This is a genomic window from Agrobacterium sp. P15N1-A, from assembly GCF_044626815.1.
In the GTDB taxonomy this organism is placed as follows: domain Bacteria; phylum Pseudomonadota; class Alphaproteobacteria; order Rhizobiales; family Rhizobiaceae; genus Agrobacterium; species Agrobacterium leguminum.
On sequence record NZ_JBIUPF010000001.1, the window covers coordinates 547,149 to 573,458 of the forward strand.

Consider the following 26,310-nt stretch of genomic DNA (forward strand, 5'->3'; position numbering starts at 1 on the left):
CAATGAAAATCACAGGATAATTCATGGAACAACAGGCAACGGATATCATCGTCGCATCGCAGGCGGCGTTGCAGCAGGCAAGCGCGCTTGCGGTGCAATATTCCTTCTCGGTAGTCGGTGCGCTTCTGCTGCTGATCATCGGCTGGCTGGCCGCCACCTTCCTGCAACGCTGGGCATTTCAGGGCCTGTCGCGCATTCGCGGTTTCGATGCGACACTCGCCGGTTTCTTCGCCGGCGCCATCCGCTATGTGGTTCTCATTCTGGTGCTGGTCATGGTGCTTGGCCAGTTCGGGGTGCAGACGGCCTCCATTCTGGCCGCCCTTGGCGCCGCCGGTCTGGCCATCGGCCTTGCGCTGCAGGGCACGCTGCAGAATATTGCCGCCGGCATCATGCTTCTGGTGCTGCGCCCCTTCCGCGTCGGCGAATATATCGAGACCAGCACGGTCAGCGGGACGGTGATCGAGATCGGGCTGTTTGCGACCGAGCTGAAGACCAGCGACGGACTTTACCGTCTCGCGCCCAACTCCACGCTCTGGAACGTGCCGATCACCAATTACAGCCGCTTTCCCTCGCGCCGTCACGAACTGAGCCTGACGGTCAAGAATGACGAGGATCTGGCGGCCGCACAGGATATGCTGATGAAAGTCGTGCGTTCGGAGAGCCGGGTTTTGCTGGACCCCGCCCCGGTCACCTTCGTCGATTCGGTCAGCGCCGACAGCGCCACCGTCAAATTGCGCTACTGGGTGCGCAGCGACACTTATTTCGCGACGACCCGCGATGTGACGAAAGCCATGAAACTCGCCTTCGACGAGCGCAAGGCGGAAGTGAGCGCCGCCCAGCCGGCCTGAGACCTCACGTCTCCCCTTTTTTCAAGCGCGGTGGCTGCAACAGCCATCGCGCTTTTTCGTTGCGTCACATTGGAGCGCACACTTGCATCCCGTGAATACGGCCTCTATAGGTCGTTATGTAATGTTATTACGTAACTATCTTTGTCGATATGAGAGGGCCGAAACAATGCAGAAGATACTCACCCGCGTCACCGGCGCAGTCGCACTTGGTTCCATGCTGCTGGCGGCGACCGCTGCAATTGCTGCCGGTGGCGACAAATCCGCAGCCCACAGCCACGATCATGGGCACGATCACGGCCACCAGATGACCGAGGCTGAAAAGCAGATCTACAAGGGTTATTTCGAGGATGCGCAGGTGAAGACGCGCACGCTTTCCGACTGGGAAGGCGACTGGCAGTCGGTCTATCCCTACCTGCTGAACGGCTCACTCGATTCCGTCATGGCCGAAAAGGCGGCCCACGGCGATAAGACCGCCGCCGAATACCGCGCTTATTACGAAGTCGGCTACAAGACCGATGTGAACCGCATCGTCATCAAGAGCGACAGCGTGGCGTTTTATAAGGACGGCAAGCCCGCTGAAGGCACCTATGTCAGCGATGGCCATGAAATCCTGACCTACAAGAAGGGCAATCGCGGTGTCCGCTACATCTTCAAGAAAACCGGCGGAGATGAGGCCGCACCGCAATTCATCCAGTTCAGCGATCACTCCATCGCCCCGGTCAAGGCGGGCCATTACCATCTCTACTGGGGCAACGACCGCAAGGCATTGCTGGACGAAGTGACCAATTGGCCGACCTATTACCCGTTCCTGATGGACGGCGGCGATATTGTGGAAGAAATGGCGGCGCATTAACTTCGCACGACATTCCGGCACGGGCATATTCGTCATGCCCGTGCTGCCTTCCTTATTGCCCCATGGTGGAGCGATGCGCCCAGCCGGTCATGCGCTTTTCAAGCCAGGCCATGATCGCATACATGGCGATGCCTTCCACCGCGAGCATCAAGAGGCCGGCAAAGACGAGCGGCACATTGAACTGGCTCTGCGCCGAACTCATCATGTTGCCGAGGCCGTAATTGGAGGCAACGGTTTCCGACACGACCGAGCCGACGAAGGCGAGCGTGATGGCGATTTTCAGCGAGCCGAAGAAATAGGGCATGGAGCGCGGAATGCCGACCTTCAGCATGATGTCCATTTTCTTTGCGCCTAGCGCCCGCAGCACATCTTCCGTTTCCGGCTCTATGGTGGCAAGCCCGGTCGCGACGTTGACGACGATGGGGAAGAAAGAGATCAGGAAGGCGGTCAACACGGCAGGGACCGTGCCGATGCCGAACCAGATGACGAGGATCGGCACCAGCGCCACTTTCGGGATGGCGTTGAAGCCGATCATCAGCGGATAAAGCCCGGCATAGATGGTTTTGGACCAGCCGATGAAAAGGCCGATGGCGAGACCGGCGGCCACCGCAATGGCGAAACCCAGCGTCGTGGTATAAAGCGTCTGCAGCGAATTCTTCCAGATCGGCGACCAATATTGCACGATGGCCTGTCCGACCCTTACCGGTGACGGCAGAATGGTGGGCGGCATTTTCAGCGCGTAGACCAACAGTTCCCACAGCAGGAAAAGCGCCAGCGTATAAAGCCATGGGGCGGCTTTCACCCAGTTGACGCGGGCAATCAGCGGCTTGCGCGGCTCGGCCGCAACGGTGCCTTCCATGATCGCGCTCATGCCGCCACCCTCGCCTGCGCGATCTCGCCATGCAGTGCCTGCACCATGTCGTTGAAACCCTTGTCATACATGATATCGAGCTGGCGCGGGCGGGCAAACGGCACGCGGTGTTCCGCCAGCACCCGGCCCGGCCTTGCGCTCATCACGAAAATCTTGTCGGCCAGAAATGTCGCCTCACGCAGATCATGGGTCACGAGGATGATGGTGACGCGCTGCGCGGCGTGCAGGTCGCGGATGACGCACCATAATTCCTCGCGGGTGAAGGCATCGAGCGCGCCGAAAGGCTCGTCCAGCATCAGCAGTTCCGGTTCGTGGATCAAGGCCCGGCAAAGATTGGCGCGCTGCTGCATGCCGCCGGAAAGCTGCCACGGATACTTCGAACCAAAACCCTTCAGGCCGACGATTTCCAGGAGACGCTCGGCTTTCGCGACATATTCCGCCTTGTGGGCGCGCAGGCGCCGGCGATGTTTCTCGACGATCTCCAGCGGCAGCAGGATGTTCTCAAGCGTGGTGCGCCAGGGCAGCATCGTCGGGTTCTGAAACGCCATGCCGACGATGGAGACCGGCTCCGTGACCTGCCGCCCGGCAACGATGACATTGCCCTTCTGCGGAATGTGCAGCCCCGTCACCAGCTTCATCAGGGTCGACTTGCCGCAGCCGGAGGGTCCGACCACGGCCGCGAATTCGCCCTTGTCGACCGTCAGGTTCAGGCCGGATACGGCCAGCGTGCCGGCGGAGCCGCCATAGCGCATGTCCACACTGTCTATTTCCACGAGATGTGACATTGCTGTTCCCGTTTTAAGTTGCTGATCGGGCGGTTGAACCCTGCAGCGTTGCGGCTTGTTTCTTCTCCCCGCCGGGGAGAAGGTGGCCCGAAGGGTCGGATGAGGGGGCAGCGCCAGCGATAGACCGAGAGCTTGCCCCCTCGTCCCGCTGCCGCGGACTTCTCCCCGGCGGGGAGAAGAAGCATGCCGCACCCGCTCACTTCGTCCATTACGGAAGCATGCGTTCTTCCTTGGCCGGCAGATAAGTCGCGTCGAACACCTGCTCCGCCTTGACGTTGCCCTTCAGGCCCATGGACACCTTGAGCGTCTCCAGCGAGGCCGCGAGCCGGGCCGGATCGACGACGCCCATGCCGTTTTCCACCACATAGGGCGTCCTGATATTCATGCTATTGGCCATGTTGAGGCGTTCAAGCTCGATGGCGCTGTCGAGCGTCTCGTTGCGCTTGAGCACGGCCGCCACACCCTCTTCGGGGTTTTTGACGGAATCGGCGAAGCCCTTGGCCAGCGCTTTCAGGAACCCCTTCACGGCATCCGGGTTTTTCTCTGCGAAATCAGTGTTTACCAGCACCGCATTGCCATAGAGATTCAAGCCGTGCTCGGCCATCAGGATGGTCGAGATATCGTCATCGGCGATGCCCTGTTTCTTGAGGTTGAGGATCACCGAAAAGGCAAAGCCGAAAACAGCGTCGACATCGCCCTTGGCGAGCATGGGTTCCCGCACCGGAAAACCGGTCGATTCGATCTTGATCTTGCTGTCATCGAGACCCGCCACCTGCTTGAAGGCGGGCCATTGCGCAAAGGCGCCATCCGGGGGCGGCGCGCCGAGCTTCTTGCCTTCCAGCGACTTCGGATCGCCGGTGACACCGAGCGACTTGCGGCCCACCACGGCAAAGGTCGGGCGCTCATAGACCATATAAACGGCCTTGATCTTCTGGCTCGGATCCTCGTCGAGGAACTTCATCACCGAGTTGATGTCGCCGAAACCCATCTGGTAGGCGCCGGTCGCCACGCGCGGAATGGCTTCCACCGAGCCGTTGCCGCTATCAATGGTGACATCGAGGCCTTCAGCCTTGAAGTAACCCTTGTCGAGCGCCAGCAGGAAACCGGCGGCGGGGCCTTCGAACTTCCAGTCGAGCGTGAATTTCACCGGCGTCTCGGCCCGCGCCTCGACGACCGGCAGCGAAAAACCAGCGGCTACACCGATGGCGGCAATGGCCAGAGCCCTGGTCAACAACCTGCGCGGTAAAATCATCTATTCCCCCTGATGGTTTTGTTGGATTGGTTGCATAAGACCCAATTCCAGCCCTCAAGGCAAGATAAAATTGCATACAAAATAGCCGTTATTTTGTATGCTTATTTTATATGCACAAACACGCACAAGGCAGGCAAAAAGCCGGCATTTTGCCCATCGCGCATGCAACGAAGCGAAAGCGGGATCGTTCACGCAGAGAACACAGCGTTCTCATTTGCCGGGGTTGCGGATCAGGGGCAGCGTGCGACAAATAGGGCCACGAACAGCAGGCGAAACAGCGGGACGGCAAGATGAATTCTGCACTGGGCATACACCACATCACCATGATTACCCGGAAGGTGCAGGCGAATGTGGATTTTTACGCCGGCTTTCTGGGCTTGAGGCTGGCCAAGCGCACGGCCGGTTTCGAAGACGCCATGCAGCTACACCTGCTTTATGGCGACGATATCGCCTCGCCCGGCTCGCTGCTCACCTTTCTCGTCTGGGAAGATGGCGGCCAGGGCCGTGTCGGTTATGGCCAGACGCTGGAGATTTCCGTGGCCATCGATCCCGCCGCCATCGGCTTCTGGCTGACGCGGGCGCTGAAATTCGGCATCCGGGCGGAAGGCCCCTCCGATGAGTTCGGCGCTCCGGTCATCCGGCTGAAGGATCCCGACGGCCTGATCGTCAAGCTGGTCGGCACGCATGCCTTTGCCGATGCGACGCCGCATGTGACGGATGATATTTCCGCGGAGGACGCCATTCGCCGAATCTATGGCGCGACGGTGCTGAGCGAAGTGCCGGAAGAAACCGTGGCGTTTCTGGAGAAACATTTCGGTTACCGGCAGGAAAGCCAGGCGGGCGCAATCCGCCGGCTCGTTTCCGAAAGCGGCGACATTATCGATGTGCGCGACGCAACCGGCTTCTGGTCGAGCGCGCCGGGCACCGGCACCGTCGATCACATCGCCTTCCGGGCGAAGGACATGGACGAGCTGAACGAGGTTCACACGGGGCTGAAATCTCTGAATTCCAGCACCACCAACGCCCACGACCGCAAATATTTCCACTCGCTTTATGTCCGCGAACCGGGCGGCGTGCTGATCGAAATGGCGACCGACGGGCCGGGCATGACAGTGGACGAACCGTTGGAATCGCTCGGGGAAAAACTGTTCATCCCACCGCTCTTCATGAAGGACGAGGCGGATGTGCGTGTCGCCCTGCCGCAATTTGCGATGCCGGGCGAAGAGCGCATCGTCTATCGCGACCTGCCCTTCGTGCACCGTTTCTATACGCCCGAGGAGCCGGATGGCAGCACCATCATCCTGCTGCACGGTTCCGGCGGCAGCGAAACGAGCCTGATGCCGCTGGCGCACCGGGCAGCGCCGCGCGCCACCCTTCTCGGCGTGCGCGGCCGCAGCACGGAGGAAGACATCGCCCGCTGGTTCCGCCGTTATCCCGATTTCAGCTTCGACCAGAAGGATATCGCCTCGGAAGCGGAAGCCTTCGCCGACTTCGTGGAGGGAGCGATACGGTCCTATGGTCTCGACCGTTCGAAACTGCGGTTTATCGGCCATTCCAATGGCGCAAATTTCTACGCGGCCTTTGCCGCGCTTTATCCCGAACTTGCCGGAGACGCCCTGCTCTATCGCCCGATGCCGGTTCTGGAAACATGGCCGCAGACCGATCTTTCCGGCCGCAATGTCCTGCTTGTGGCGGGAGAACGGGACAAATATCTCGACAAGGCGCACAAATTGCAGGGCCGGCTGGCGGCGAGCGGTGCAAGAGCCGAAATGGAAACGGTCGAGGACGGGCATGAGCTCGGGCTTGCCGATATCGAAACGGCACGGCACTGGCTGGCGGCTGCCTCCTGATTTTCGAGCGATACGCATGAGCCGAGGGGGCGACGCAGCGATAAACTGAGAGCTTGCCCCCTCATCCAGCTGCCGCGGACGGCGGGGAGAAGAAACAAGCGGCTTACTCCCTCGCCAGCCGCATCCGTCATCAACCGGGCCTTGCATAAATTCACCAAAAGGGCTTTAAAAACAGCTTCGTAATTGGAGAGTCCGTTTGGAAATCCCGCTGTTTATCCTCGCCCTCGTCGCGGCCTTCATCTACACGCTGGTCGCGAGCATCCGCAATTCAAGTCGAATCAAGTCGCTGGAACGGGAAGTTCTCAGTCTCAAGCGGCTGATGGCTGCGGGCGTGACGGCGCCTGTGGCGGCGCAGGCGGAGAGCACGGAATCCACGGCAAAACCGGATTTCGAGGCGGAAGAGGAAAGCAGGACACCTGCGGAAGACGCAGCCTTCCAGGCTGAATACGCCTCCGAACCGCAGGAAGCCGCCGCCATGGCGCAGGCGGAAGACGCCGTCCGCGAGGAAGCAGCCTCCGCTCCTGCGAGCGATACGGCATCCGCACCGGCAACGAAGGAAAGCTTCGAAAGCCTGCTCGGCGCGCGTTGGGCCGTTTGGGCCGGTGGGCTGGCGCTGGCGCTTGGCGGTATTTTCCTCGTCAAATATTCGATCGAATCGGGGCTGCTCAGCCCGGCGGTCAGGCTGTCTCTCGCCGCCATTTTCGGCCTCGTCCTCGGGATTGCCGGCGAGGCTGTCCGCCGCAAGGCGGTGCCGGGCATCGCCGCCACCTATTCTAACGCCATGATACCGGGCGTGCTGACGGCGGCCGGCGCCTTGACGCTGTTCGGCGTGGTTTATGCTGCCTATGGCATTTATGGCTATATCGGCCCCGGCACGGCTTTTGGCCTGCTCGGGCTCGTCGCCTTCGCCACCATCGGGCTTTCGCTGCTGCACGGACAGGCGCTGGCCGGTCTCGGCCTTCTCGGTTCGATGCTGACGCCGGCACTGATTTCCACCGAAACGCCGAATATCTGGGCGCTCTTCCTGTTCCTCACCATCTCCTGGCTGGCAACGGCGGCGGCGGCGCGCAGGCAGGGCTGGACCGTGGTTCCCTCTCTCGCCAATGCCGGCCTCGGCCTCTGGGCGCTGGGATATATCGGCTTTTCCGAAACGGTGAATGTCGAGCCTGTCGTTCTTTCCCTGCTCCTCATGATTGCCGGGACGATCTGGCTTTGGCCGGGAGATACGTTTGATAAAACCAACCGCGAAATCTACGCGCTGGAAGAGGCAAAAGCCGAAACGACCGCGATGCGGCTGATACACCTTTTTGCGAGGCCGTCCCTGGCGATCAGTCTCACCGTATCGCTTGCCGCTGCACTACCGGCAGTCGCCATCCTACTTTCCAGCGGTGGGGTGAGTATCCATCCCGCATTCGCGATGATAGCACTCCTTGCCGCGCTCGCTGCACTCGGTGCGAGCCGCCATTTTGCCGTCTGGCCGGCAATTTTCGCGGCCCTGACCGCACAGACCGGCATCTCGCTCCTCGGGCAACGGTTTTTCGGCTTCGATCCGTTACTCGATGGAAGCGCCGTGGTTACTTTGCCACCCGTGAGTATCGGCACGAGCCCGAACATCGCCGCGAGCCTTTCATTTGGCGCCATTCTGGTGCTGTGCGGATTTTCTTTCATCAAAAGAAAAGGTCCGGCAGACCAAAGCTTCGCGAAGTTGTGGGCGTTCCTCATCGCACTGTTCCCGGTCTGGATCGGCACGACGAGCTTTGTCCTTTTCGGCAATCTCGGCCGCGACTGGCTGCACGCCGCCTATGGCCTCGGCCTCGGACTGGTGTTGCTTGCAGGCGCCGAGTGGCTGCACCGGCAGAACAACGAGGCCTATCGCAAGCCGCTGAACATCCTCGTGCTCGGCTCCTTTGCCGCCTTCGCGCTTTGCCTGCACACGCTGACGGAGGGGCTTGCGACGACCATGCTGCTCTCCGTCATCGGTTTCATCTATGTGCTGGCAAGCCGGTACCGCAACTGGGATGTGCTGCCCTGGGTGATGGCGGTGGCAAGCGTTGCCGTTCTCGGCCGCATCGCCTGGGAACCCACCATTGTCGGGCCGCAGAACCTCGGCACCACGCCGGTCTTCAACGCGCTTCTGCCGGGTTACGGCATTCCCGCACTGCTGGCCGTCGCCTCGGCCTGGCTGCTGCGCGACTGGCCGGGGGTCAGGGCGAAGAACTTCCTGCAGGCGATTGCCAGCGTCATGGGGCTTCTCGCCGTCGCCATCCTCATCCGCCACGCGATGAATGGCGGCACGCTGGATGACAGCGTGCCGACGCTTGGCGAACAGTCGATCTATACGCTGCTAACCATCGGCTTCTCGGGCGTCTTGATGACGCTGGACCTGAAGAGCCCCAGCCCCGTCTTCCGTTACGGCTCGATGATTGCCGGCGTGATTGCCGTCATCAACGTGCTGACGATGCATTTCTTCACGCTCAACCCCTATTTCACCGGCGAAAATACCGGCCGCATCCCATTCCTCAACCTGCTCCTGATCGGTTACCTGTTGCCGGCGCTCGCCTATGGCGGCCTTGCCTATTATGCGCGCGGAAAACGTCCGCCGCCCTATGTCAGCATGCTGGCGGTGGCAGGTGCGGCACTCGGCTTTGCCTGGGCGACGCTTTCTGTGCGCCGTTTCTGGCAGGGCGAAAACATTGCCGACTGGAAGGGTTTTATGCAGGGCGAGACCTACAGCTATTCGGTGGTCTGGCTGCTGATCGGCGTGTTGCTGCTGATGCTGGGATCGCGCTTTAATGCCCGCAGCCTGCGTCTGGCATCGGCCGCCTTCGTGCTGATCTCCGTCGCCAAGGCCTTCCTGATCGACATGAGCAACCTTGAAGGCGTGCTGAGAGCCCTGTCCTTCATCGGACTCGGCGCGGTGCTGATCGGCATCGGCCTGTTCTACCAGAAAATCCTCACCCGGAAGCCGCAGGCATGATCGCGGCCGAGGCTTTCGCGCCCTATGCGGCGCTTGCGCAGGATTTGATACCGCACGCCGCCGATACGGGCGACGGCTCGCATGATCTTGCCCATATTCACCGCGTCTTCCGCAACGCCATGCGCATCCATGCGGGCGAAGGCGGCGATGGCACCGTGCTGGCCGCCAGCGTGCTGTTGCATGATTGCGTGGCGGTGGAGAAGAACTCGCCGCTCCGCGCTCAGGCCTCACGGCTCGCGGCGGAAAAAGCCGCAGGTATTCTCGAGGCGCTCGGCTGGCAACGGCAGGATATCGACGCCACCGCCCATGCCATCACCACCCACAGCTTTTCCGCCAATATCGAGCCGCAGACGCTGGAGGCGAAAATCCTTCAGGACGCCGACCGGCTGGACGCCATCGGTATGGTGGGGGCGGCGCGCTGCTTTTATATTGCCGGACGCATGGGCTCGGCGCTTTACGACCCGGTCGACCCGCTGGCGAAGGAGCGGCCGCTTGACGACCGCGCCTTTGCCATCGACCATTTCGAAACCAAGCTGTTCAAGCTGGCCGACGGCTTTCGCACCGAGACGGGCCGGCAGATGGCCAAGGCCCGCCATGAGCGGCTGAAACAGGTGCTGGACCTGTTTCTCGACGAGATTTGAGGAGACCCGAGATGCGCGTGACCGAACTCAACATCTATCCGCTGAAAAGCGCGCGCGGCATTCCCCTCTCCGAAAGCATTGTTTCGGCCGAAGGCCTGCCGGGCGACCGTCGCGCCATGCTCATCGATCCCACCGGCCATTTCATCACCCAGCGCGAATTGCCGGCCATCGCCACGGTTCTGGCCCGGCATGAGGATGACGGTATGCTGCTTTCGCGGGAAGCGGACGGCGAGGTTCTCGCAAGACCTTCCGGAGAGCGCATGGATGTGGCGGTGTGGAAATCGATCGTCAGCGCCAATATCGCCGATGGCGAGACCAACGACACGCTTTCGGCATGGCTGGGGCGCGAGGTGAAGCTGGTGTTCTTCGACGACGCCTCGAAACGCATTGCAAGCCTCGAATGGACCGGCAACGAAACGCCCGTCACCTTTGCGGACGGTTACCAGATTCTCGTCACCACCACCGCCTCGCTTGCCGCGCTGAACGACAATATGCGCGCCAATGGCGAGGACGCGGTCGGCATGGAGCGGTTCCGGCCCAATATCGTGCTTGATACGGACGAGCCATGGGCCGAGGACCGCTGGGCGGCCATCGAGATCGGCGGCATTCGTTTCGATCTCGTAAAACCCTGCGCCCGCTGCATCATGACCACGCAGGACCAGACGACCGGTTCCCGCGATGTGCCCTCCCCCATGAAAGCCATGGGCCGCATCCGCATGTCCGGCGACCGGCGCGTGCCCGGCCCGCTGTTCGGCTGGAACGTGACGCCGCGTGGTGAAGGCAGGCTGTCGGTTGGCGATGTGGCGAAGGTGATCGAGGAAAGGCCGGAAGGCTGGGCGATCAAGCGGCGGTAAGTTACTGGTTCACGTCAACCGAACATAGCCACGGTGCAATGTTTAGGATGGCGCACCCTCTCTCCCTCACCCTGCGCTCGTCACAGGAATGAGTAGACGGAGGGTTCATCACCTCACGGCTTGCGCGCCCCGACGATCAGGAAAATCGGGCGGCGATCTTCGTGCCTGAGTTCCGGCCGCTCGGCCATCAGGGCTGGATCAGGCCTCGGTTCCGCCAGCCGCTTCAAAACGAATCCGGCGGCCAGGAGACCGTTGAGAATGCCTGACACCGTGCGGTGATATTTGACCACATCGTCCGCCATCCAGTTGGAGTGGCGCACGCCCTCGCTTTGATAATTATCGAGCGGCCAGTGCAGGATTTCGCCATCCTCGCCATAAAACCAGTCCTGTTTTTCCAGCGCCGTGAAAACGGGATGTTCGATGGAAAAGATGAAATCGCCGCCGGATTTCAGCACGGCGAAAATCTTTGCGAATGCCCCGTCGAGATCGCGGACGTAATGCAGGGCGAGAGAACTCAGCACCACATCGAAACTTTCCTGCGGAAAATCGATGTCTTCGATAGCGGCGCGACAGTATTCGATGCCGGGCCCGCCATTTATCTCGGCGGCCCGGCGCAGCATATTCTCCGACAGATCGACGCCAACGATATGGGCCGCCCCCTGCTCTGCGGCATAACGGCAATGCCAGCCGAAACCACAGCCGAGATCGAGAAAATCCGTGCCTTTCAGGTCCGGCAGCATGGCGCGCAATTCGTGCCACTCGCCGGCCTGACGCAGACCTTCCACGGAGCGCGGCATGGCGCTGTAGCGCTCGAAAAACCCGGGATCGTCGTAGATATTCTGTTTCATCGTCGTCTCTCCGGTGGCCGGCATGTGGGGCATTCCATCAATCCCATGAATAGTGGCCGTCAAGAAAAGTCGCTAGTGGGACCGGCTGACAAAAGATAATATTCATCCCACCGTAGCGGAATCCGCGGCAAGCCATGTCCCTCTTTTTGGGGGGCGAGGCGCCGCGATGGGGGAATATTCATGTCGCAAGCCACACGCCAGACCATGCCCTGGCTGATTATCGCCGCCGGCTCGCTGATTGCGGTCATGACCTTCGGGCCCCGTTCGGCCATGGGCTTTTTCCAGCTGCCGATGCTCGCCGATACCGGCTGGGACCGTTCCACCTTCGGTCTCGCCATGGCCCTGCAGAACCTGTTCTGGGGTCTCGGCCAGCCCTTCTTCGGCGCCATCGCCGATAAATACGGCACGGGCCGCGTGCTCGTGCTTTCCGGCCTGCTCTATGCCGCCGGCCTCATCTGCATGTCCTTCGGCACCTCGCCCTTCTGGCTGCATTTCGGCGGCGGCGTTCTCGTCGGGCTCGGCATTGCCGCCGGCTCCTTCAGCGTCATCCTTTCGGCCTTTGCGCGCCATGTCACGCCGCAGCAGCGTTCGCTTGCCTTCGGCATCGGCACCGCGGCGGGTTCGGCCGGCATGTTCCTGTTCGCGCCGATCAGCCAGGGCCTGATTTCCACCTATGGCTGGTCGGACAGCCTCGTCTGGCTTGCAGCGATGATGATGCTCGTGCCGCTGCTCGCCTTTCCGATGCGCGGCAATTCCTCTTCCGGCAGCCAGTCGCAGGCACAGTTCCAGCAGACGGCGGGCGAAGCGCTGAAGGAGGCGCTCGGCCATAAAAGCTACCTGCTTTTGACCACGGGCTTTTTCGTCTGCGGTTTTCAGGTGGCCTTCATCACCGCGCATTTCCCGGCCTATCTCGGCGATATCGGCATCGAACCGCGCTACGCCGTCATCGCCATGGCGCTGATCGGCTTCTTCAACATCATCGGGTCGCTTGCCGCCGGCGTCATCGCCCAGCGTTATTCGAAACCCTATCTGCTGGCCTATATCTATCTCGCCCGTTCGGTTGCTGTCACCGCTTTCCTGCTTCTGCCGCAATCGCCGCTTTCGGTCATCATCTTTGCGGCCGTGATGGGCATTCTCTGGCTTTCTACCGTGCCGCCGACCAATGCGCTGGTGGCGATCATGTTCGGCACGCGCCATCTCGGCATGCTCGGCGGCGTCGTGTTCCTGTCGCACCAGATCGGCTCGTTCCTCGGCGTCTGGCTCGGCGGCTTCCTTTACGACAGGCTGGGTTCCTATGATCTCGTCTGGTGGCTGGGCGTCGGCATGGGGATTTTCGCGGCCATCGTGCATTGGCCCATTCAGGAACGGCCGGCTCCGCGGCCTGCAATGGCCTAGTCAGACAGCCTTATCGAGGGCGGGCGGCCTCGACCGGCCCTCCGTCGCCCTGCGCTCAAGCGCCTTCAGCGCCGCCTGCACGAAACCGTCGCGGGCGGCGTTTTCGTTGAGCCCACGCGGATCGTAGACATGCCGGTTGAGGAAATGGGCGGTGAGGCGGAAAGCCGCTGCAAGGCTGTCAGGATCGGCGGCCTTCGACTGGCCTTCGCTTAAGAAAGCCGGAAGCGACAGCATCCGCTCCGCATAGGGCGCACCTGCCGTGCGGCAAACCGCCCTGCCCGTTTTCGGCGATACATAGATGAGGTCGGTGCGCAGCCCCGTCGCCGCGCATTCGCTAAGATCGAGCCCGAAACCGAGTTCGTTCAGCACCGCCAGTTCGAAGCGCACGAATAACTCCCCGGCATCGACGGGGTCATGCAGATTGTCGAGAATGATATCCAGCGCCTGATAGAGATGCGGGTGCGGATCGCGCTCCGGCAGAAGCCTGAGCAAGGCGCCCATGGCCTGCACGCCATAAACGGCGGTTGCCGTTTCCATCAGCTGCGCAGCGCGCAATTGCAGCGGCTCGATGCGGAATTCACCCAGATGATCGTGAAGGCGCGCCCGCCAGATCACATCAACCCGGTTGCCTGCCTGTAGCACCGGCTGCATGCTGCGGGAACGGCCGGAACGCACCAGCCCCAGATGGCGGCCACGCGAAGGGGTCATCACCTCGGCGATGACACTCGTCTCGCCATGGCGTTTGACGCCGAGAATGATTGCCTCTTCCTGCCACTGCATGAAACGCGTCCGAATTTCGATTCAGGATTTCGATTCAGGCCCGATCATACCCGATCTGGCGGCAAAACGTTATTCTTTTACGGCATCGTCGACCACGCCGACGAGGTTGAGAACGAAATCGACAATTTCGTTTTCCCCGAAGGGCTTGCCGAGCAATGGCGCGTGCATGAGATCATCCGGAAAACCCGTCGTGTCGCCATAACCGCTGACGAAACCGAAGGGAATGCCCGCATCGCGCAGCCCGCGCGCGAAATCGTAACTCTTGCCATCGGTCAGGCTGACATCGAGAAGCACGCAATCGGCGCCGCCCTCTTCGACGGCCTGCCTCGCCTGCGCAAGCGTGGTGGCGATGGCAACGGATTCCACCCCCATGGACTGGAGAACCGCTTCGACATCGAGCGCCACCAGATATTCATCCTCAACGATGATAACCCGTTGTGGCACCATATGTTTTCTTCTTCCTAAAAAAATAGGACCGCACGGCTCGAAGCTGCGGTCTCCGACACGATTCTCCCGTGAGATATCACGACAGGAGTCGCAAATTACGGCTCCACCGTCATTTAAAAAAGACATGTCAAAGGAAGATCAGATGAAGGGTCTTTGCCGCTTTTCATCGCTTTCCCAACCCGCCAGATTGCTCAAGCCGGCATCGTCCAGCACCAGACAGCCCTTGTCCGTCCAGCGGATGAGGCCGCGATCGACCAGCTTTCTCAAGGTCTTGTTGGTGTGAACGATGGAAAGGCCGAGTGTGTCGGCCACATGCTGCTGGGTGACCGGGATCGGCGTTTCCCCCCTTATGAGGTTGACCGCCTTTGCCTTGCTGTAGAGGAAAACTATCAGATAGGCAGCGCGCTCCAGCGCCGTGCGCCGCCCGATGCTGAGGAGATGGCTGTCGAGCATGCGTTCCTCGCTCGCCGCGATCCACGTCAGGTCATAGGCAAGCGTCGGATGATCCGTGAAGAGGTTGTTGAGGCGGGAGCGCTCGAAAACGCATAGCGTTACCGGCGACAGCGCCTCCACCGAATGCTGCATTTCCCCCATCACCGTGCCCTGAAGACCGACGAGATCGCCGGGCATGACATAGTTGAGGATTTGCCGCCGGCCGTCCTCCAGCGTCTTGTAACGGAAAGCCCAGCCCTGCAAAACGGTGTAAAGATGGGCGCTGTGCGAGCCCTCCATCAGGATGACGGAGCCGCTTTCCACCGCAAGTTCCCCCGTCTTGAAACGCGAGACGAAATCCAGCTCGGAAGAGGAAAAATCCCGAAAATGCGGCAGGTCGCGCAGGGGACATTGCTGGCACGGGGTGGTGGAAATTCCGTTCGGTTTTTTTGGCGACATGAATATCCGTCATCGAAAAAGGTTGCGCCCAATTGTTTTGGAACAACCCGCCCGAACGTATTCGGTTCCCGATGGTGGGTGAAGATATTCAGTTCGTTCAAGGATTGCGTCGCGCCCCGCCTCGAACACACAAAAGCGAAGGGCTTGGGCAATCTCGACGTTCGCGTTGGTTCGCGACATTTCACGCCCGTCATTCCGGCTCAAGGCCGGAAGACGGAAGCGGGTGTGGTTTCGCGCCGCGCATATCGCGCCTGCGCGTTACCCCCGCGGGAACTCAAGTCCCATTTCACGGAAGCGCTCGGGGTCGTCGCCCCAGTTCTCGCGCACCTTGACGAACAGGAAGAGATGCACCGGCTGTTCGAGGATTTCCGACAGCTCCTTGCGCGAGGCGGTGGAGATGGCCTTGATCGCATCGCCGTTCTTGCCGAGCGCGATCTTCTTCTGGCTGTCGCGCTCGACATAGATCACCTGCTCGATGCGCACGGAGCCGTCCTTGCGTTCTTCCCATTTTTCGGTCTCGACATGCGAAGCGTAGGGAAGCTCCTGATGCAGGCGCAGGAACAGTTTTTCTCGGGTGATTTCGGCAGCGAGCTGGCGCATCGGCAGATCGGAAATCTGGTCTTCCGGATAATACCACGGGCCTTCCGGCAGTTCGGCGGCCAGATAGTTCATCAGGTCCTCGCAACCCGAACCGTTGGTCGCCGAGATCATGAAGGTGCGATCGAAGGCGACCGTTTCATTGGCGGCGGCGGCGAGTTTCAGAAGGTCTTCGCGCTTCACCTGATCGATCTTGTTGAGGCAGAGGATTTTCTTCTGCGGGACATCCTTCAGACCTTCGAGGATGGTCTCCGCATCGCCCTTCAGGCCGCGTTCGCTGTCGATCAGCAGCAGGATGAGGTCCGCGTCCTTCGCGCCGCCCCAGGCGGAGGTGACCATGGCGCGGTCCAGCCGGCGGCGCGGCTTGAAGATGCCGGGCGTGTCCATGAAAACGATCTGGGCGTTGTCGTGAATGGCGATGCCTCGCATCACCGCGCGCGTCGTCTGCACCTTGTGGCTGACGATCGAAACCTTGGCGCCCACCAGCCGGTTCACCAGCGTCGACTTGCCGGCATTTGTGGGGCCGATGAGGGCGACAAAGCCGGAGCGGGTCGGAAGGGCGGCATCTTCGCCAGTCATGGCGGGGTTTTCGTGATCGGTCATGATATCCATTCAAGGTCAGAGGTATTCAACATGCGGCCAAAGGGTCCGCCATGCGCTCGATGTTCAGCACCCGGTTCGCCGGGCGCTCAGTTCCGGGTGGAGGTCTTCTGCCAGACGCCTTCGCGTTCCAGCAATCTTGTTGCCGCCACCTGTTCGGCCGCGCGCTTGGAGCGCTCGACGCCGGTTTCCGGCTTCACGCCGGGAATTTCGACAGTCACCGTAAAGCGGGGATCGTGATCCGGTCCGGAGCGATCGTCAACCCGGTAAGAGGGCGTCACCGCAAATCTGGCATGCGCCCATTCCTGCAACTCGGTCTTGGCGTCGCGTCGCCCGGCATCCACGCTTGTTGCGCGGCCCTGCCAATATTTCAGAATGAATTTGCGCGAGGCTTCCAGCCCGCCATCCAGATAGATGGTGGCGATAAGGCTTTCGACGACATCGGCGCGCACGTTCAGCATCGCCTTGCCTGTCAGCTTCTTCACGTCGGATCCGGTGCGGATGAAATTATGCAGGCCCATCTCGTCGCCGATCGCGGCGCAGGATTCGGCGCTGACGAGCTGGTTCAGACGAACCGAAAGCTCGCCTTCGGTGGCGTTGCGGAAGGTGGAGAACAGCAATTCGGCGACACAGAGGCCGAGAACACGGTCGCCTAAAAATTCCAGCCGCTCGTAATTGCCGGCCGCTGCCGAGCGGGCGCTGGCATGGGTCAAGGCCCGGTCCAGCCGGGCCTTTTCCTTGAATTCATATCCGATCAACGCTTCCAGACGCGAAATCTCGTCCGCCGAAAGCGGCTTGGTCTTGCTCATTCCACAACCTTGAAGAGGCGGTCCCAACGCATGTTGGCTGGCCATTCCCAAATGCGGCTGAACGGCGTGTCATTGCCCAGCGAGAAGAAGATGACGCTGGCGCGGCCGATCAGGTTTTCTTCCGGCACGAAACCGACATCGAAACGGCTGTCGAGCGAATTGTCGCGATTGTCGCCCATCATGAAATAATGGCCTTCCGGCACCACGAATTCGCGGGTGTTGTCGCCACGCGAGTCGGGCGACTGATCGAGCGTATCGTAGGTGACGCCGTTATCCAGCGTTTCACGGAAGACCGGCACATTGGCGCCCGGATCGGCGCGGTAATCGGAGGTGAAGGTGCCATCGGGCTGCTTCGGCACCGGCTGACCGTTGATGAACAGCACGCCGTTGGTCACCTGGATGCGGTCGCCCGGCAGGCCGACGAGACGCTTGATGTAATCGACTTCAGGATTGGGCGGCAGGCGGAAGACCACGACATCGCCGCGCTTGGGCTTGCTGAATTCCAGAATACGGCCCGAAAACAGGTTCGGCGAGAAAGGCAGCGAATATTTCGAATAGCCGTAGGAGAACTTGTTGACGAAAAGATAGTCGCCAACCAGAAGCGTCGGCATCATCGAGCCGGACGGGATCGTGAAGGGCTGAAACAGCACGGTGCGGATGACCATGGCCAGCAGCAGCGCCTGAATGATGACCTTGACGTTCTCCCAGAGGGCGTTCTGCTTCTTTTCAGCTTTTTCCGACACTTAAAGACCTGCCTGATTGTTTCCCGGCTTCTTCGGCTTCACGAAGGCTTCCGGGCCGTTGTTTGTCGCGCCTGCGGCGGGTGAAGCGGTTTCACGCAGCCGGCAACGCTTTCATATTTCTGCGACTTCTCTAGAACCTTTCCAGCCCGAAGGGAAGCGCTTCTGTGACACGTCCGCAAATAGGACGCCAATGCGGCTTCACCGGGTCTTACCCGTTCACGGGAAGCGCCTCGATAATCACAAATGCCTGAGCGTAAGGAAAATCGTCCGTGATCGTCAGGTGAATATTGGCGCGGTGGCCGGCGGGCAGCAGCGCCGCCAGCCTTTCCCCTGCCCCATTGGTCAACACCATGGTCGGCTTGCCGCCCGGCAGATTGACGACGCCCATATCCTTCCAGAAAACGCCGTTCGCAAGGCCGGTCCCCAGCGCCTTGGAACAGGCTTCCTTGGCGGCGAAACGCTTGGCATAGGAAGCCGCGCGGTTCTTGCGGCCATCGGATTTGGCGCGCTCGATATCGGTGAAACAGCGATGGGTGAAGCGCTCGCCGAAACGTTCGATCGATTTTTCAACGCGGCGGATGTCGATCAGGTCGCTACCCAATCCAATGATCATTTCAGCATCTCCTCGATCAAAACGATTTCAGGTCGCATAGACCTGAAATCGTTTTGATCTCGTTACATAGTTGGAGCGGGATTTCAGGCGAAAACCGCTCACACTTTTCGCCATCCCGCTCTAGGAAGCATTCTTGTTGGCGGCGCGATGCGCGAGATTTTCCATCTTGCGGCGCTGGAAACCGCTGATGAGACCATAAACGGCGATATAGGCGATGACCGCGCTGATAACGGCAGGAAGCAGCGCGCCGATGGTCATGGGTTCCAGCACCGGCGTCCATATCTGCCGGAATTCGAGATGGCTGAACAGCGCCACGAAATCCACGTGCGCCGCACTTTCCGTCTTTTGCCGGCCGAGGATGAAGTGCCCCAGCTCCCAGGTGGATGCCCAGATGAAGGGAAATGTCAGTGGATTGGCGAAGGTGGTGCCGAGCGCCGCCGCCACGAGATTGACGCGCATGAGAAAACCGAGCGCCATGGCGATGATGATATGAACGCCGAGAAACGGCGTCCACGCCACGCCGACACCGAGAGCGACACCGGCGGCAACCGAATGCGGAGAGGCGGAAAGCCGCAGAAGGCGCAGCTTCATATAGCGCAACGAACGGGAAAAGCCCGTGCGCGGCCAGAAGAGGTCGCGAATCTTCTCTGAAAAACCAACGGGTTCACGGCGGCGAAACGGCATGGGGGCAGTCTATTTCATCCCCCCGGCCGCGCCAAGAGCATCATAGATGACGCAGGGATTTCTTTTGCAGGTGTATTCTCCGCTTCCGTCATTCCGGCCTTGAGCCGGAATCCAGCCGACGTGCGTCTGCGCGGCGAGAAGACTCTTTCCAGCCCAAGGACTTGGGCTGGCTGGATGCCGGATCAAGTCCGGCATGACGGACTCGGGATGTCACGAATACAGTGAATAGCGAGCCTTCGATATCAGTCCCAATTTAGTGTCGTCTATTGCGACAGGGGACTGAACCGGGATTTTTTGCGGCGTATTGGTCAACCAGTTTGGGACAACCGCTTGAAGCGCGCATTCACATAGTTTTGCAAGATACAGGGGCGAGCGCGCCAACAAACGGCCGCGCACCCCCGAGTCTCATACGCATGGCGACGGGCTGCCATGCGCTGAGTGCATTACCGGCGGAACAGGCCGCGGTCGATTTCGCGCTGGCGGAATTCCAGGTCGACATTCGACACGGAAGCGCTGAGATATTCGAATTCGCGTTCCTGGGTGGTCTTGCCACGAACGGCGCGGGCGATCTTGCGAAGCGGAGTAAACATGATTTTCGGTCCTTTCGGTTTGGAACTGGCGTTTCTCATCGGTGTTCATCCACCGGCACGCCGCGTTTCCTTCTCTTCAATTTCTGAGAAGAAAATAGTCGTAAACCGCCTCCACCACCAGAGACAGGAAAAGGCCGCTGCCATGCACGAAACGCATAACAGCGGTCTTTTAGTATTTGCAAAGGATCAAAAATGCCTCAATCGAAGGCACGCGTCACGGTCGAGACGCAATCGAGATCCTTGAGCTGCGACAGAAGCTGGTTCAGCTGCCTGAGATCCCAGACTTCGACATCCAGCGCCAGCTCGGAGAAATCCGTGCCGATGCGCACCATGTTGAGGCCGCGAATATTGACGTCCAGCGTTGCAATCGACTGCGCCACCGAGGCGAGCGTGCCCGGCTCGTTCAGCGCATTGATCATCACCCGCGCCATGAAGCGCGACTTGTTCGCCTCATCGAGATCCCAGCGGACATCGATCCAGCGCTCCGGTTCATCGTCGAAGCGTTGCAGCGCCGGCGCCTGAATGGGATAGATGGTGATGCCCTTGCCTTTTTCCATGATGCCGACGATGCGGTCACCCGGAACGGCGCCGGCGGCACCGAAATGCACGTCGACATTGCCGGAAAGGCCACGGATCGGCAGCGGGTCCGGTCCATCCAGCATTTCGGCCGCGCCATCGTCCTCAAGCACCGAACGCGACTTGCCGGGGATCTTGAAGACCATGCCGGAGGCGCTGCGCATGTTGAACCAGCCATCGTCGCCGGTCATCTTCACCGTGACGCGCTCATCCTGATAATCCGGATAGACCGCACGCAGCACATCGAGTGAGGAAACCTCACCGCGACCGACGGCGGCGATGGCGTCTTCGACATCCTTCTGCGCCAGGCGATGCAGCACGGGCTTCAGGGCTTCCCGCGAGAAGGCCTTGCCGGCGCGCTCGAAGGTGCGTTCCAGAATACGGTAACCGAGGCCGGAATATTGCTTGCGAATGGCCATGCGGGTGGCGCGGCGGATGGCCGAGCGGGCCTTGCCGGTCACCACCACCTCTTCCCAAGCGGCCGGCGGCACCTGCACGCCGGAGCGGATGATCTCCACCTCGTCGCCGTTGTTGAGACGGGTGACGAGCGGCATGATCCGGCCGTTGATCTTCGCGCCAACCGTGGTGTCACCGATATTGGTGTGAACCGCATAGGCGAAATCGATGGGCGTCGCGCCGCGCGGAAGCGCAATCAGCTTGCCCTTGGGCGTGAAGCAGAACACCTGATCCTGGAAGAGTTCGAGCTTGGTATGCTCGAGGAACTCTTCCGGGCTGTCGCCTTCGGCCAGCGATTCGATGGTGTGGCGCAGCCAGGAATAGGCGTTGCTCTCCGGCGAGAGCAGATCGCCCTCCCCGTTCTCGCCATCCTTGTAAAGCGCATGGGCGGCGATGCCGAATTCGGCGATCTCATGCATGCGCTTGGTGCGGATCTGCAGCTCGATACGCTGGCGCGACGGGCCGACGATGGTGGTGTGGATGGAGCGATAATCGTTCTGCTTCGGGGTGGAGATGTAATCCTTGAAGCGGCCCGGCACCACGCGCCAGCGGGTGTGCACTATGCCCAGCGCCCGGTAGCAGGAGGGAATGTCGTCCACCAGAATGCGGAAACCGTAAACATCGGAAAGCTGCTCGAAGGAGAGCGACTTCGACTGCATCTTGCGGAACACCGAATAGGGCTTCTTCTGACGCCCTTTGACGTTGGCCCCGATGAGGCCGTTCGCCACGAGAAGCTCGCGCAACTCGTCCTCGATCTTCTTGATCAGCCCTTCATTGCGCGTTTCCAGCTCCTGAAGGCGGTTGGTCACCGTCTCGTAGGCTTCCGGGTTGAGATAGCGGAAGGACAAGTCCTCCAGCTCGTCGCGCATATCCTGCATGCCCATGCGGCCGGCGAGCGGCGCATAGATTTCCATGGTTTCTTCGGAAATGCGGCTGCGCTTGTCGGCCGGCATATATTCCATGGTGCGCATATTGTGCAGGCGGTCGGCGAGCTTCACCAGGAGAACGCGCACGTCGTCGGAAATCGCGAGCAGTAGCTTGCGCAGGTTTTCCGCCTGCTTGGCCTTGCGGGTAACGAGGTCGAGCTTCTTGAGCTTGGTCAGCCCCTCCACCAGCCGGCCGATATCCTCGCCGAACAGCTCGTCGATTTCAGCGCGGGTGGCGGTGGTGTCCTCGATCGTATCGTGCAGCAACGCCACCGCGATGGTCGATTCGTCGAGATGCATTTCGGTGAGGATCGCGGCAACTTCGAGCGGATGCGAAATATAGGGGTCGCCATTGGCCCGCTTCTGCTGGCCGTGTTTCTGCATGGCGTAAACATAGGCCTTGTTCAGCAGGGCCTCATTCGCATCCGGTTTATATTTTTGAACCCGCTCGACGAGTTCGTATTGCCGCATCATGCGATATTCCACAAAAAGAAAGCGCGCCAACCTGAGGGTCGGCGCACAATGCTGCATCAATAGGGATCAGATTATGACGGCAACTATTGACAGACGGTAACCGCCGCCTGCCAAAGGCATCATAAAATCCTATCAATAATCGTCATTTTTTTCCGGCGGCACAAGGCCTTCGATGCCGGCCAGCAGTTCTTCTTCCGACATCTGGTCGAAAGTAACGGTTTCCGGCTGGTCGTCTTCCTCGCTGTCGGCAGCGGCAGCGGCAAGCGTGACCGGATCGGGCTCGGGCTCGTCCACTTCCACATGCTTCTGCAGCGAATGGATCAGGTCTTCCTTCAGGTCGTCAGGCGACAGCGTCTCGTCGGCGATTTCGCGCAGCGCCACAACCGGGTTCTTGTCGTTGTCGCGGTCAACCGTGATGGAAGAGCCCTGAGAAATCTGGCGCGCACGGTGGCTGGCGAGAAGCACCAGCTCGAAACGGTTGTCTACTTTATCAATGCAATCTTCAACTGTGACGCGGGCCATTGCCTGTCCTTTGCGGGTCGTAATGTCGTGGATCAGAGCGCCGTGCGATGTTCGGGGTGCACAAGGGTTGCTCTAACCTATTGAATCTGCGCTTCGTGCCTTGCGAAAAACATTCAAGATTTCTCGCGACGATGCTTTCCAGCTTCCGATACAGCCATTGGCCGCGGAATTCAAGTTTTTCCTGTCTTTGGCGTCTTTTGGCACCTTATTGCCCACCTTTGGCGTCTGATGAACAAAATGTCTAGAAGAATTGTCTTGGAATAAGGGGGAAGGTAGCTTACTTAAAACGCAACGGCGATACGCAAAGCTCGTTGATACGACATGTTTTTTTGCGTTATCGACCGGATATAAAAGCCAGATAATGGCCTTTCCAAAAAAAGGAATGGGATGGAATGTTCGATCCACGGGAGAAAATTGCGCTCTTCATAGACGGAGCCAATCTTTATGCAGCATCGAAAAGCCTGGGATTCGATATCGACTACCGCAAGCTCCTGAAGGCGTTTCAAAAGCGTGGATATCTGCTGCGCGCCTATTATTACACCGCGCTCATCGAAGATCAGGAATATTCCTCGATCCGCCCGCTGATCGACTGGCTGGATTATAACGGCTACAAGGTCGTGACGAAGCCGGCGAAGGAATTCACCGACGCTCTCGGCCGCCGCAAGATCAAGGGCAACATGGATATCGAACTGGCAGTCGATGCCATGGAACAGTCCGAGACGGTCGATCATCTGGTGCTCTTCTCCGGCGACGGCGATTTCACCACGCTGGTGGACGCGCTGCAGCGCAAGGGCCGCAAGGTTTCCGTGGTTTCCACCATGGCCACGCAGCCCGCCATGATCGCCGATGACCTGCGCCGCCAGGCCGATCACTTCATCGATCTGATGACGCTGAAGGCCGAGATCGGGCGCGACCCGAACGAGCGCCCTGCCCGGCACGCCGAAAGCCCGGAAACGATCTGATCCCGGCTTTCGCATGGCTGATATTTCAGAAACGCGCCCGTCGCAAAGACGGGCGCGTTTTTGTTTGACACCCTGTCGGCAGGGCAAAAATTCCCCTTTGAATTAACAACCATCAAATCCGGCCGGTCGAAATTATATCTTGGTTAATTTTAGACGTGTCTAAATCACGCAACGACACCAGCGACGTGATTTGGGTGTCAAAGCAGGATGACTAGACATGCATGGCCAGACAAAAACCGACCGACAGCTCGATGAAAGACTGAATTTTCTGGGGCTCGGCCACGAGCAGCGGCAAAATCTTTCAGACATGAAGGGCGTCATCACCGGCTCTCTCGATGCATCTCTGGATCGTTTTTATGCGAAGGTTCGCTCAGTGCCGGAGACGGCGAAATTTTTCGCCAACGACGCGCATGTGCAGCACGCCAAGGGCATGCAGCTCAAACACTGGGCAAGGATCGCTTCCGGCACATTCAATGCGGATTATACCGACGCCGTAACCGCCATCGGCCGCACCCATGCGAGACTGGGGCTGGAGCCGAGATGGTACATCGGCGGTTATGCCCTGATGCTCGACGGCATCGTCAAGGCCCTGGTCGAGTCCGAGTTGAAGGGCTTTTTCATGGAAAAGAAGGCCAAGAAGGTGAAGGACGCCTTGTCGGCCACCATCAAGGCCGCCCTTCTCGACATGGATTATTCGATTTCCGTCTATCTCGACGTGCTGGCCGCCGAGCGGCAGAAGGTGGAAGCCGAGCAGGCGCAGATGAAGAAGGAACAGGAACACGTTCTCGCACTGCTCAACAACGCCCTCGACAGGCTGGCCAATGGCGACCTCACCTCCAGCATCGGCGAAAAGACCGCACCGCAATTCGAAGGGCTTGTCGCCAATTTCAACGCTGCGGTCGGCAATCTCTCCGGCGCATTTGCGCAGATCGTCGAAGAAGCGAACAAGATTTCCGGCAATACGCGCGAGCTGACTTCCGCGACCGACGATATGGCCCACCGCACGGAGCAGCAGGCCGCCGCCCTTGAAGAAACCGCCGCCGCCGTCGAGGAAATCACCACCATTTCCAAATTGTCGGCGCAGCGATCCGAGGAGGCCAAGGCCATTGTCGAAAGCTCGGCCGTTGAAGCCGCGCGCTCGCGCGATGTGGTGACGGAAGCGGTGAAAGCAATGGGGGCCATCGAGGACTCATCGCAGAAGATCACCCAGATCATCTCCGTCATCGACGAGATTTCGTTCCAGACCAATCTTCTGGCGCTGAATGCCGGCGTCGAGGCCGCGCGCGCCGGCGAGGCCGGCAAGGGGTTCGCCGTCGTCGCCCAGGAAGTGCGTGAACTCGCACAGCGCTCCGCCACCGCCGCGAAGGAAATCAAGACGCTGATCGCCAAGTCTTCCGAAGACGTGATGCAGGGTGTTTCGCTGGTCAACAAGACGGGCGAATCCCTGAATACGATCGGCAACAAGGTGGATCACATCCAGGAACATATCGCCTCGCTGACCAAGGCGGCGCAGGAACAGTCCGTCGGCATTCAGGAAATCAATGCCGCCATCAACAGCATGGACAACCTGACCCAGAAGAATGCGGCTATGGTGGAAGAGACGAATGCGGCGACGCATAATCTGAGCGATGTCAGCGCCAATCTGGCGGCGCTTGTCAGCCGGTTCAGCGTTTCGACGACGAAGGCGCATGTGGAGCGGACGTACCGGGCGGCGTGACGGGCACGGCGGGCAGCAACACACTCCCGTCATCCCGGCCTTGAGCCGGGATCCAGCCAGCCCAAGTCCTTGGGCTGAAAGGACTCTTTCCACGGCGCAGACGCGCCATGGCTGGATGTTGGATCAAGTCCGGCATGACGGAAGAACAAGTGGCGAAAGGCCGCCACCCTCTACGCCGCTAAATTTCCTGCCGCTCAGGCATTGCCACCCTTCAGCAACCGCGATTTCTGCCGGTTCCAGTCGCGTTCCTTCTCCGTCTCGCGCTTGTCGTGCAGCTTCTTGCCCTTGGCGAGCGCCAGCTCAAGCTTCGCGCGGCCCCTGTCGTTGAAATAGATCTTCAAGGGCACCAGCGTCATGCCTTCACGGTTGATGCCGGCGCGCAGGCGGTTGATCTCGCGCTTGCTCAGGAGCAGCTTGCGGCGACGGCGCGGCTCGTGGTTGAAGCGGTTGGCCTGCAGATATTCCGGCAGGTGGGAATTGATGAGCCAGATTTCATCGCCCTCGTCAGACGCGTAGGATTCGGCGATATTCGCCTTGCCTTCGCGCAGCGACTTGACCTCGGTGCCGGTCAGCACGAGCCCTGCCTCATAGGTGTCGATGATTTCGTAGTTGAAGCGAGCCTTGCGGTTTTCCGCAACGATCTTGTTCACCACGCGCTGGCTGCCTTTGGGGGCCATGATATTTCAATCCCTTGTTTTTCTTATTGCGCCTTCGGCTTACCGCCGAGAGCGGTTTTCGAACCCCTATTT

At 60.1% G+C, this 26,310-nt stretch carries 25 protein-coding genes; 9 read left to right on the top strand and 16 right to left on the bottom strand.

What is annotated here, in order from left to right; all coding sequences use genetic code 11:
• Positions 1 to 23 precede the first annotated feature (23 nt).
• Both ACIK7D_RS02675 and ACIK7D_RS02680 read left to right on the top strand, forming a co-directional pair.
• Positions 24 to 848 (top strand): mechanosensitive ion channel family protein, encoded by an 825-nt coding sequence (locus tag ACIK7D_RS02675; protein ID WP_400155555.1) that lies wholly within the window; start codon positions 24 to 26, stop codon positions 846 to 848.
• 166 nt (positions 849 to 1,014) lie between these two features.
• On the top strand, positions 1,015 to 1,701 hold the full coding sequence (locus ACIK7D_RS02680; RefSeq protein ID WP_400155556.1) for a metal-binding protein ZinT: 687 nt from the start codon (positions 1,015 to 1,017) through the stop codon (positions 1,699 to 1,701).
• Positions 1,702 to 1,753: 52 nt separating this feature from the next.
• On the opposite strand, the gene ACIK7D_RS02685 is transcribed toward ACIK7D_RS02680, so the two are convergent.
• The 3 genes from ACIK7D_RS02685 to ACIK7D_RS02695 all read right to left on the bottom strand — a co-directional run bounded on the left by ACIK7D_RS02685 (position 1,754) and on the right by ACIK7D_RS02695 (position 4,609).
• Complete coding sequence (locus ACIK7D_RS02685) at positions 1,754 to 2,572, bottom strand: ABC transporter permease (protein ID WP_400155557.1); 819 nt, start codon at positions 2,570 to 2,572, stop codon at positions 1,754 to 1,756.
• Positions 2,569 to 3,357, bottom strand: a complete 789-nt coding sequence (locus ACIK7D_RS02690) for an ABC transporter ATP-binding protein (RefSeq protein ID WP_162936689.1) — start codon at positions 3,355 to 3,357, stop codon at positions 2,569 to 2,571. Before ACIK7D_RS02690 ends, ACIK7D_RS02685 begins: the two co-directional genes overlap by 4 nt.
• Positions 3,358 to 3,565: 208 nt before the next feature.
• Positions 3,566 to 4,609 (bottom strand): ABC transporter substrate-binding protein, encoded by a 1,044-nt coding sequence (locus tag ACIK7D_RS02695; protein WP_400155558.1) that lies wholly within the window; start codon positions 4,607 to 4,609, stop codon positions 3,566 to 3,568.
• Between the two features lie 290 nt (positions 4,610 to 4,899).
• Between ACIK7D_RS02695 and ACIK7D_RS02700 the strand changes: the two genes are divergently transcribed.
• The 4 genes from ACIK7D_RS02700 (at position 4,900) to ACIK7D_RS02715 (ending at position 10,931) form a co-directional block, all read left to right on the top strand.
• Entirely contained in the window at positions 4,900 to 6,459 is a 1,560-nt protein-coding gene (locus ACIK7D_RS02700; protein ID WP_400155559.1) for a VOC family protein, read from the top strand.
• Positions 6,460 to 6,655: 196 nt separating this feature from the next.
• Complete coding sequence (locus tag ACIK7D_RS02705; RefSeq protein ID WP_400155560.1) at positions 6,656 to 9,436, top strand: DUF2339 domain-containing protein; 2,781 nt, start codon at positions 6,656 to 6,658, stop codon at positions 9,434 to 9,436.
• Positions 9,433 to 10,077: an HD domain-containing protein gene (locus ACIK7D_RS02710; RefSeq protein ID WP_400155561.1), complete on the top strand. Its 645-nt coding sequence runs from the start codon at positions 9,433 to 9,435 to the stop codon at positions 10,075 to 10,077. Before ACIK7D_RS02705 ends, ACIK7D_RS02710 begins: the two co-directional genes overlap by 4 nt.
• Positions 10,078 to 10,088: 11 nt before the next feature.
• The gene (locus tag ACIK7D_RS02715; protein ID WP_400155562.1) at positions 10,089 to 10,931 is read left to right on the top strand and encodes an MOSC domain-containing protein; all 843 of its coding nucleotides are present in this window, start codon (positions 10,089 to 10,091) and stop codon (positions 10,929 to 10,931) included.
• A gap of 113 nt (positions 10,932 to 11,044) precedes the next feature.
• Here the strand turns inward: ACIK7D_RS02715 and ACIK7D_RS02720 are convergent, their stop codons facing one another.
• Positions 11,045 to 11,779 (bottom strand): class I SAM-dependent methyltransferase, encoded by a 735-nt coding sequence (locus tag ACIK7D_RS02720; RefSeq protein ID WP_400155563.1) that lies wholly within the window; start codon positions 11,777 to 11,779, stop codon positions 11,045 to 11,047.
• 180 nt (positions 11,780 to 11,959) lie between these two features.
• Between ACIK7D_RS02720 and ACIK7D_RS02725 the strand changes: the two genes are divergently transcribed.
• Entirely contained in the window at positions 11,960 to 13,174 is a 1,215-nt protein-coding gene (locus ACIK7D_RS02725) for an MFS transporter (protein ID WP_162934057.1), read from the top strand.
• Here ACIK7D_RS02725 and recO read toward each other — a convergent pair whose 3' ends face one another.
• The 11 genes from recO to rpoZ form a co-directional block, all read right to left on the bottom strand.
• Positions 13,175 to 13,954 (bottom strand): DNA repair protein RecO, encoded by a 780-nt coding sequence (gene recO, locus ACIK7D_RS02730; protein ID WP_400155564.1) that lies wholly within the window; start codon positions 13,952 to 13,954, stop codon positions 13,175 to 13,177.
• A gap of 69 nt (positions 13,955 to 14,023) precedes the next feature.
• Positions 14,024 to 14,401: a response regulator gene (locus ACIK7D_RS02735; protein ID WP_080817320.1), complete on the bottom strand. Its 378-nt coding sequence runs from the start codon at positions 14,399 to 14,401 to the stop codon at positions 14,024 to 14,026.
• 138 nt (positions 14,402 to 14,539) lie between these two features.
• A complete protein-coding gene (locus ACIK7D_RS02740) occupies positions 14,540 to 15,292 on the bottom strand; it encodes a Crp/Fnr family transcriptional regulator (protein WP_080817321.1) in 753 nt (250 codons plus the stop codon).
• Between the two features lie 258 nt (positions 15,293 to 15,550).
• Complete coding sequence (era, locus tag ACIK7D_RS02745; protein WP_162936692.1) at positions 15,551 to 16,501, bottom strand: GTPase Era; 951 nt, start codon at positions 16,499 to 16,501, stop codon at positions 15,551 to 15,553.
• 77 nt (positions 16,502 to 16,578) lie between these two features.
• Positions 16,579 to 17,298: a ribonuclease III gene (rnc, locus tag ACIK7D_RS02750; RefSeq protein ID WP_078054122.1), complete on the bottom strand. Its 720-nt coding sequence runs from the start codon at positions 17,296 to 17,298 to the stop codon at positions 16,579 to 16,581.
• The gene (gene lepB, locus ACIK7D_RS02755; RefSeq protein WP_003496938.1) at positions 17,295 to 18,041 is read right to left on the bottom strand and encodes a signal peptidase I; all 747 of its coding nucleotides are present in this window, start codon (positions 18,039 to 18,041) and stop codon (positions 17,295 to 17,297) included. Before lepB ends, rnc begins: the two co-directional genes overlap by 4 nt.
• A 208-nt stretch (positions 18,042 to 18,249) precedes the next feature.
• The gene (acpS, locus tag ACIK7D_RS02760) at positions 18,250 to 18,654 is read right to left on the bottom strand and encodes a holo-ACP synthase (RefSeq protein ID WP_003521129.1); all 405 of its coding nucleotides are present in this window, start codon (positions 18,652 to 18,654) and stop codon (positions 18,250 to 18,252) included.
• A gap of 120 nt (positions 18,655 to 18,774) precedes the next feature.
• Positions 18,775 to 19,338: a DUF2062 domain-containing protein gene (locus ACIK7D_RS02765; protein WP_080817323.1), complete on the bottom strand. Its 564-nt coding sequence runs from the start codon at positions 19,336 to 19,338 to the stop codon at positions 18,775 to 18,777.
• Between the two features lie 443 nt (positions 19,339 to 19,781).
• Positions 19,782 to 19,928, bottom strand: coding sequence for a DUF3563 domain-containing protein (locus ACIK7D_RS02770; RefSeq protein ID WP_162180472.1), 147 nt, complete (start codon positions 19,926 to 19,928; stop codon positions 19,782 to 19,784).
• A gap of 197 nt (positions 19,929 to 20,125) precedes the next feature.
• Positions 20,126 to 22,360: a bifunctional (p)ppGpp synthetase/guanosine-3',5'-bis(diphosphate) 3'-pyrophosphohydrolase gene (locus ACIK7D_RS02775; RefSeq protein WP_003521127.1), complete on the bottom strand. Its 2,235-nt coding sequence runs from the start codon at positions 22,358 to 22,360 to the stop codon at positions 20,126 to 20,128.
• A 132-nt stretch (positions 22,361 to 22,492) separates the two neighbouring features.
• Entirely contained in the window at positions 22,493 to 22,882 is a 390-nt protein-coding gene (gene rpoZ / locus ACIK7D_RS02780) for a DNA-directed RNA polymerase subunit omega (RefSeq protein WP_003521126.1), read from the bottom strand.
• Positions 22,883 to 23,274: 392 nt separating this feature from the next.
• On the opposite strand from rpoZ, the gene ACIK7D_RS02785 reads away from it, so the two are divergent.
• The gene (locus ACIK7D_RS02785; protein WP_003521125.1) at positions 23,275 to 23,844 is read left to right on the top strand and encodes an NYN domain-containing protein; all 570 of its coding nucleotides are present in this window, start codon (positions 23,275 to 23,277) and stop codon (positions 23,842 to 23,844) included.
• Between the two features lie 217 nt (positions 23,845 to 24,061).
• On the top strand, positions 24,062 to 25,561 hold the full coding sequence (locus ACIK7D_RS02790; RefSeq protein WP_400155565.1) for a methyl-accepting chemotaxis protein: 1,500 nt from the start codon (positions 24,062 to 24,064) through the stop codon (positions 25,559 to 25,561).
• A gap of 194 nt (positions 25,562 to 25,755) precedes the next feature.
• Here ACIK7D_RS02790 and smpB read toward each other — a convergent pair whose 3' ends face one another.
• Positions 25,756 to 26,238 carry an SsrA-binding protein SmpB gene (gene smpB, locus ACIK7D_RS02795; protein WP_003524122.1) on the bottom strand — a complete coding sequence of 161 codons (483 nt, stop codon included), beginning with the start codon at positions 26,236 to 26,238 and terminating at the stop codon, positions 25,756 to 25,758.
• Between the last annotated feature and the right edge of the window lie 72 nt (positions 26,239 to 26,310).

Excerpts from the sequence above, each read along its gene's own strand:
- ACIK7D_RS02675 (WP_400155555.1), top strand. The coding sequence starts at position 24 with ATGGAACAACAGGCAACGGATATCATCGTCGCATCGCAGGCGGCGTTG.
- ACIK7D_RS02680 (WP_400155556.1), top strand. The coding sequence starts at position 1,015 with ATGCAGAAGATACTCACCCGCGTCACCGGCGCAGTCGCACTTGGTTCC.
- ACIK7D_RS02685 (WP_400155557.1), bottom strand. The coding sequence starts at position 2,572 with ATGAGCGCGATCATGGAAGGCACCGTTGCGGCCGAGCCGCGCAAGCCG.
- ACIK7D_RS02690 (WP_162936689.1), bottom strand. The coding sequence starts at position 3,357 with ATGTCACATCTCGTGGAAATAGACAGTGTGGACATGCGCTATGGCGGC.
- ACIK7D_RS02695 (WP_400155558.1), bottom strand. The coding sequence starts at position 4,609 with ATGATTTTACCGCGCAGGTTGTTGACCAGGGCTCTGGCCATTGCCGCC.
- ACIK7D_RS02700 (WP_400155559.1), top strand. The coding sequence starts at position 4,900 with ATGAATTCTGCACTGGGCATACACCACATCACCATGATTACCCGGAAG.
- ACIK7D_RS02710 (WP_400155561.1), top strand. The coding sequence starts at position 9,433 with ATGATCGCGGCCGAGGCTTTCGCGCCCTATGCGGCGCTTGCGCAGGAT.
- ACIK7D_RS02715 (WP_400155562.1), top strand. The coding sequence starts at position 10,089 with ATGCGCGTGACCGAACTCAACATCTATCCGCTGAAAAGCGCGCGCGGC.
- ACIK7D_RS02720 (WP_400155563.1), bottom strand. The coding sequence starts at position 11,779 with ATGAAACAGAATATCTACGACGATCCCGGGTTTTTCGAGCGCTACAGC.
- ACIK7D_RS02725 (WP_162934057.1), top strand. The coding sequence starts at position 11,960 with ATGTCGCAAGCCACACGCCAGACCATGCCCTGGCTGATTATCGCCGCC.
- recO (WP_400155564.1), bottom strand. The coding sequence starts at position 13,954 with ATGCAGTGGCAGGAAGAGGCAATCATTCTCGGCGTCAAACGCCATGGC.
- ACIK7D_RS02735 (WP_080817320.1), bottom strand. The coding sequence starts at position 14,401 with ATGGTGCCACAACGGGTTATCATCGTTGAGGATGAATATCTGGTGGCG.
- ACIK7D_RS02740 (WP_080817321.1), bottom strand. The coding sequence starts at position 15,292 with ATGTCGCCAAAAAAACCGAACGGAATTTCCACCACCCCGTGCCAGCAA.
- era (WP_162936692.1), bottom strand. The coding sequence starts at position 16,501 with ATGGATATCATGACCGATCACGAAAACCCCGCCATGACTGGCGAAGAT.
- rnc (WP_078054122.1), bottom strand. The coding sequence starts at position 17,298 with ATGAGCAAGACCAAGCCGCTTTCGGCGGACGAGATTTCGCGTCTGGAA.
- acpS (WP_003521129.1), bottom strand. The coding sequence starts at position 18,654 with ATGATCATTGGATTGGGTAGCGACCTGATCGACATCCGCCGCGTTGAA.
- ACIK7D_RS02765 (WP_080817323.1), bottom strand. The coding sequence starts at position 19,338 with ATGCCGTTTCGCCGCCGTGAACCCGTTGGTTTTTCAGAGAAGATTCGC.
- ACIK7D_RS02770 (WP_162180472.1), bottom strand. The coding sequence starts at position 19,928 with ATGTTTACTCCGCTTCGCAAGATCGCCCGCGCCGTTCGTGGCAAGACC.
- ACIK7D_RS02775 (WP_003521127.1), bottom strand. The coding sequence starts at position 22,360 with ATGATGCGGCAATACGAACTCGTCGAGCGGGTTCAAAAATATAAACCG.
- rpoZ (WP_003521126.1), bottom strand. The coding sequence starts at position 22,882 with ATGGCCCGCGTCACAGTTGAAGATTGCATTGATAAAGTAGACAACCGT.
- ACIK7D_RS02785 (WP_003521125.1), top strand. The coding sequence starts at position 23,275 with ATGTTCGATCCACGGGAGAAAATTGCGCTCTTCATAGACGGAGCCAAT.
- ACIK7D_RS02790 (WP_400155565.1), top strand. The coding sequence starts at position 24,062 with ATGCATGGCCAGACAAAAACCGACCGACAGCTCGATGAAAGACTGAAT.
- smpB (WP_003524122.1), bottom strand. The coding sequence starts at position 26,238 with ATGGCCCCCAAAGGCAGCCAGCGCGTGGTGAACAAGATCGTTGCGGAA.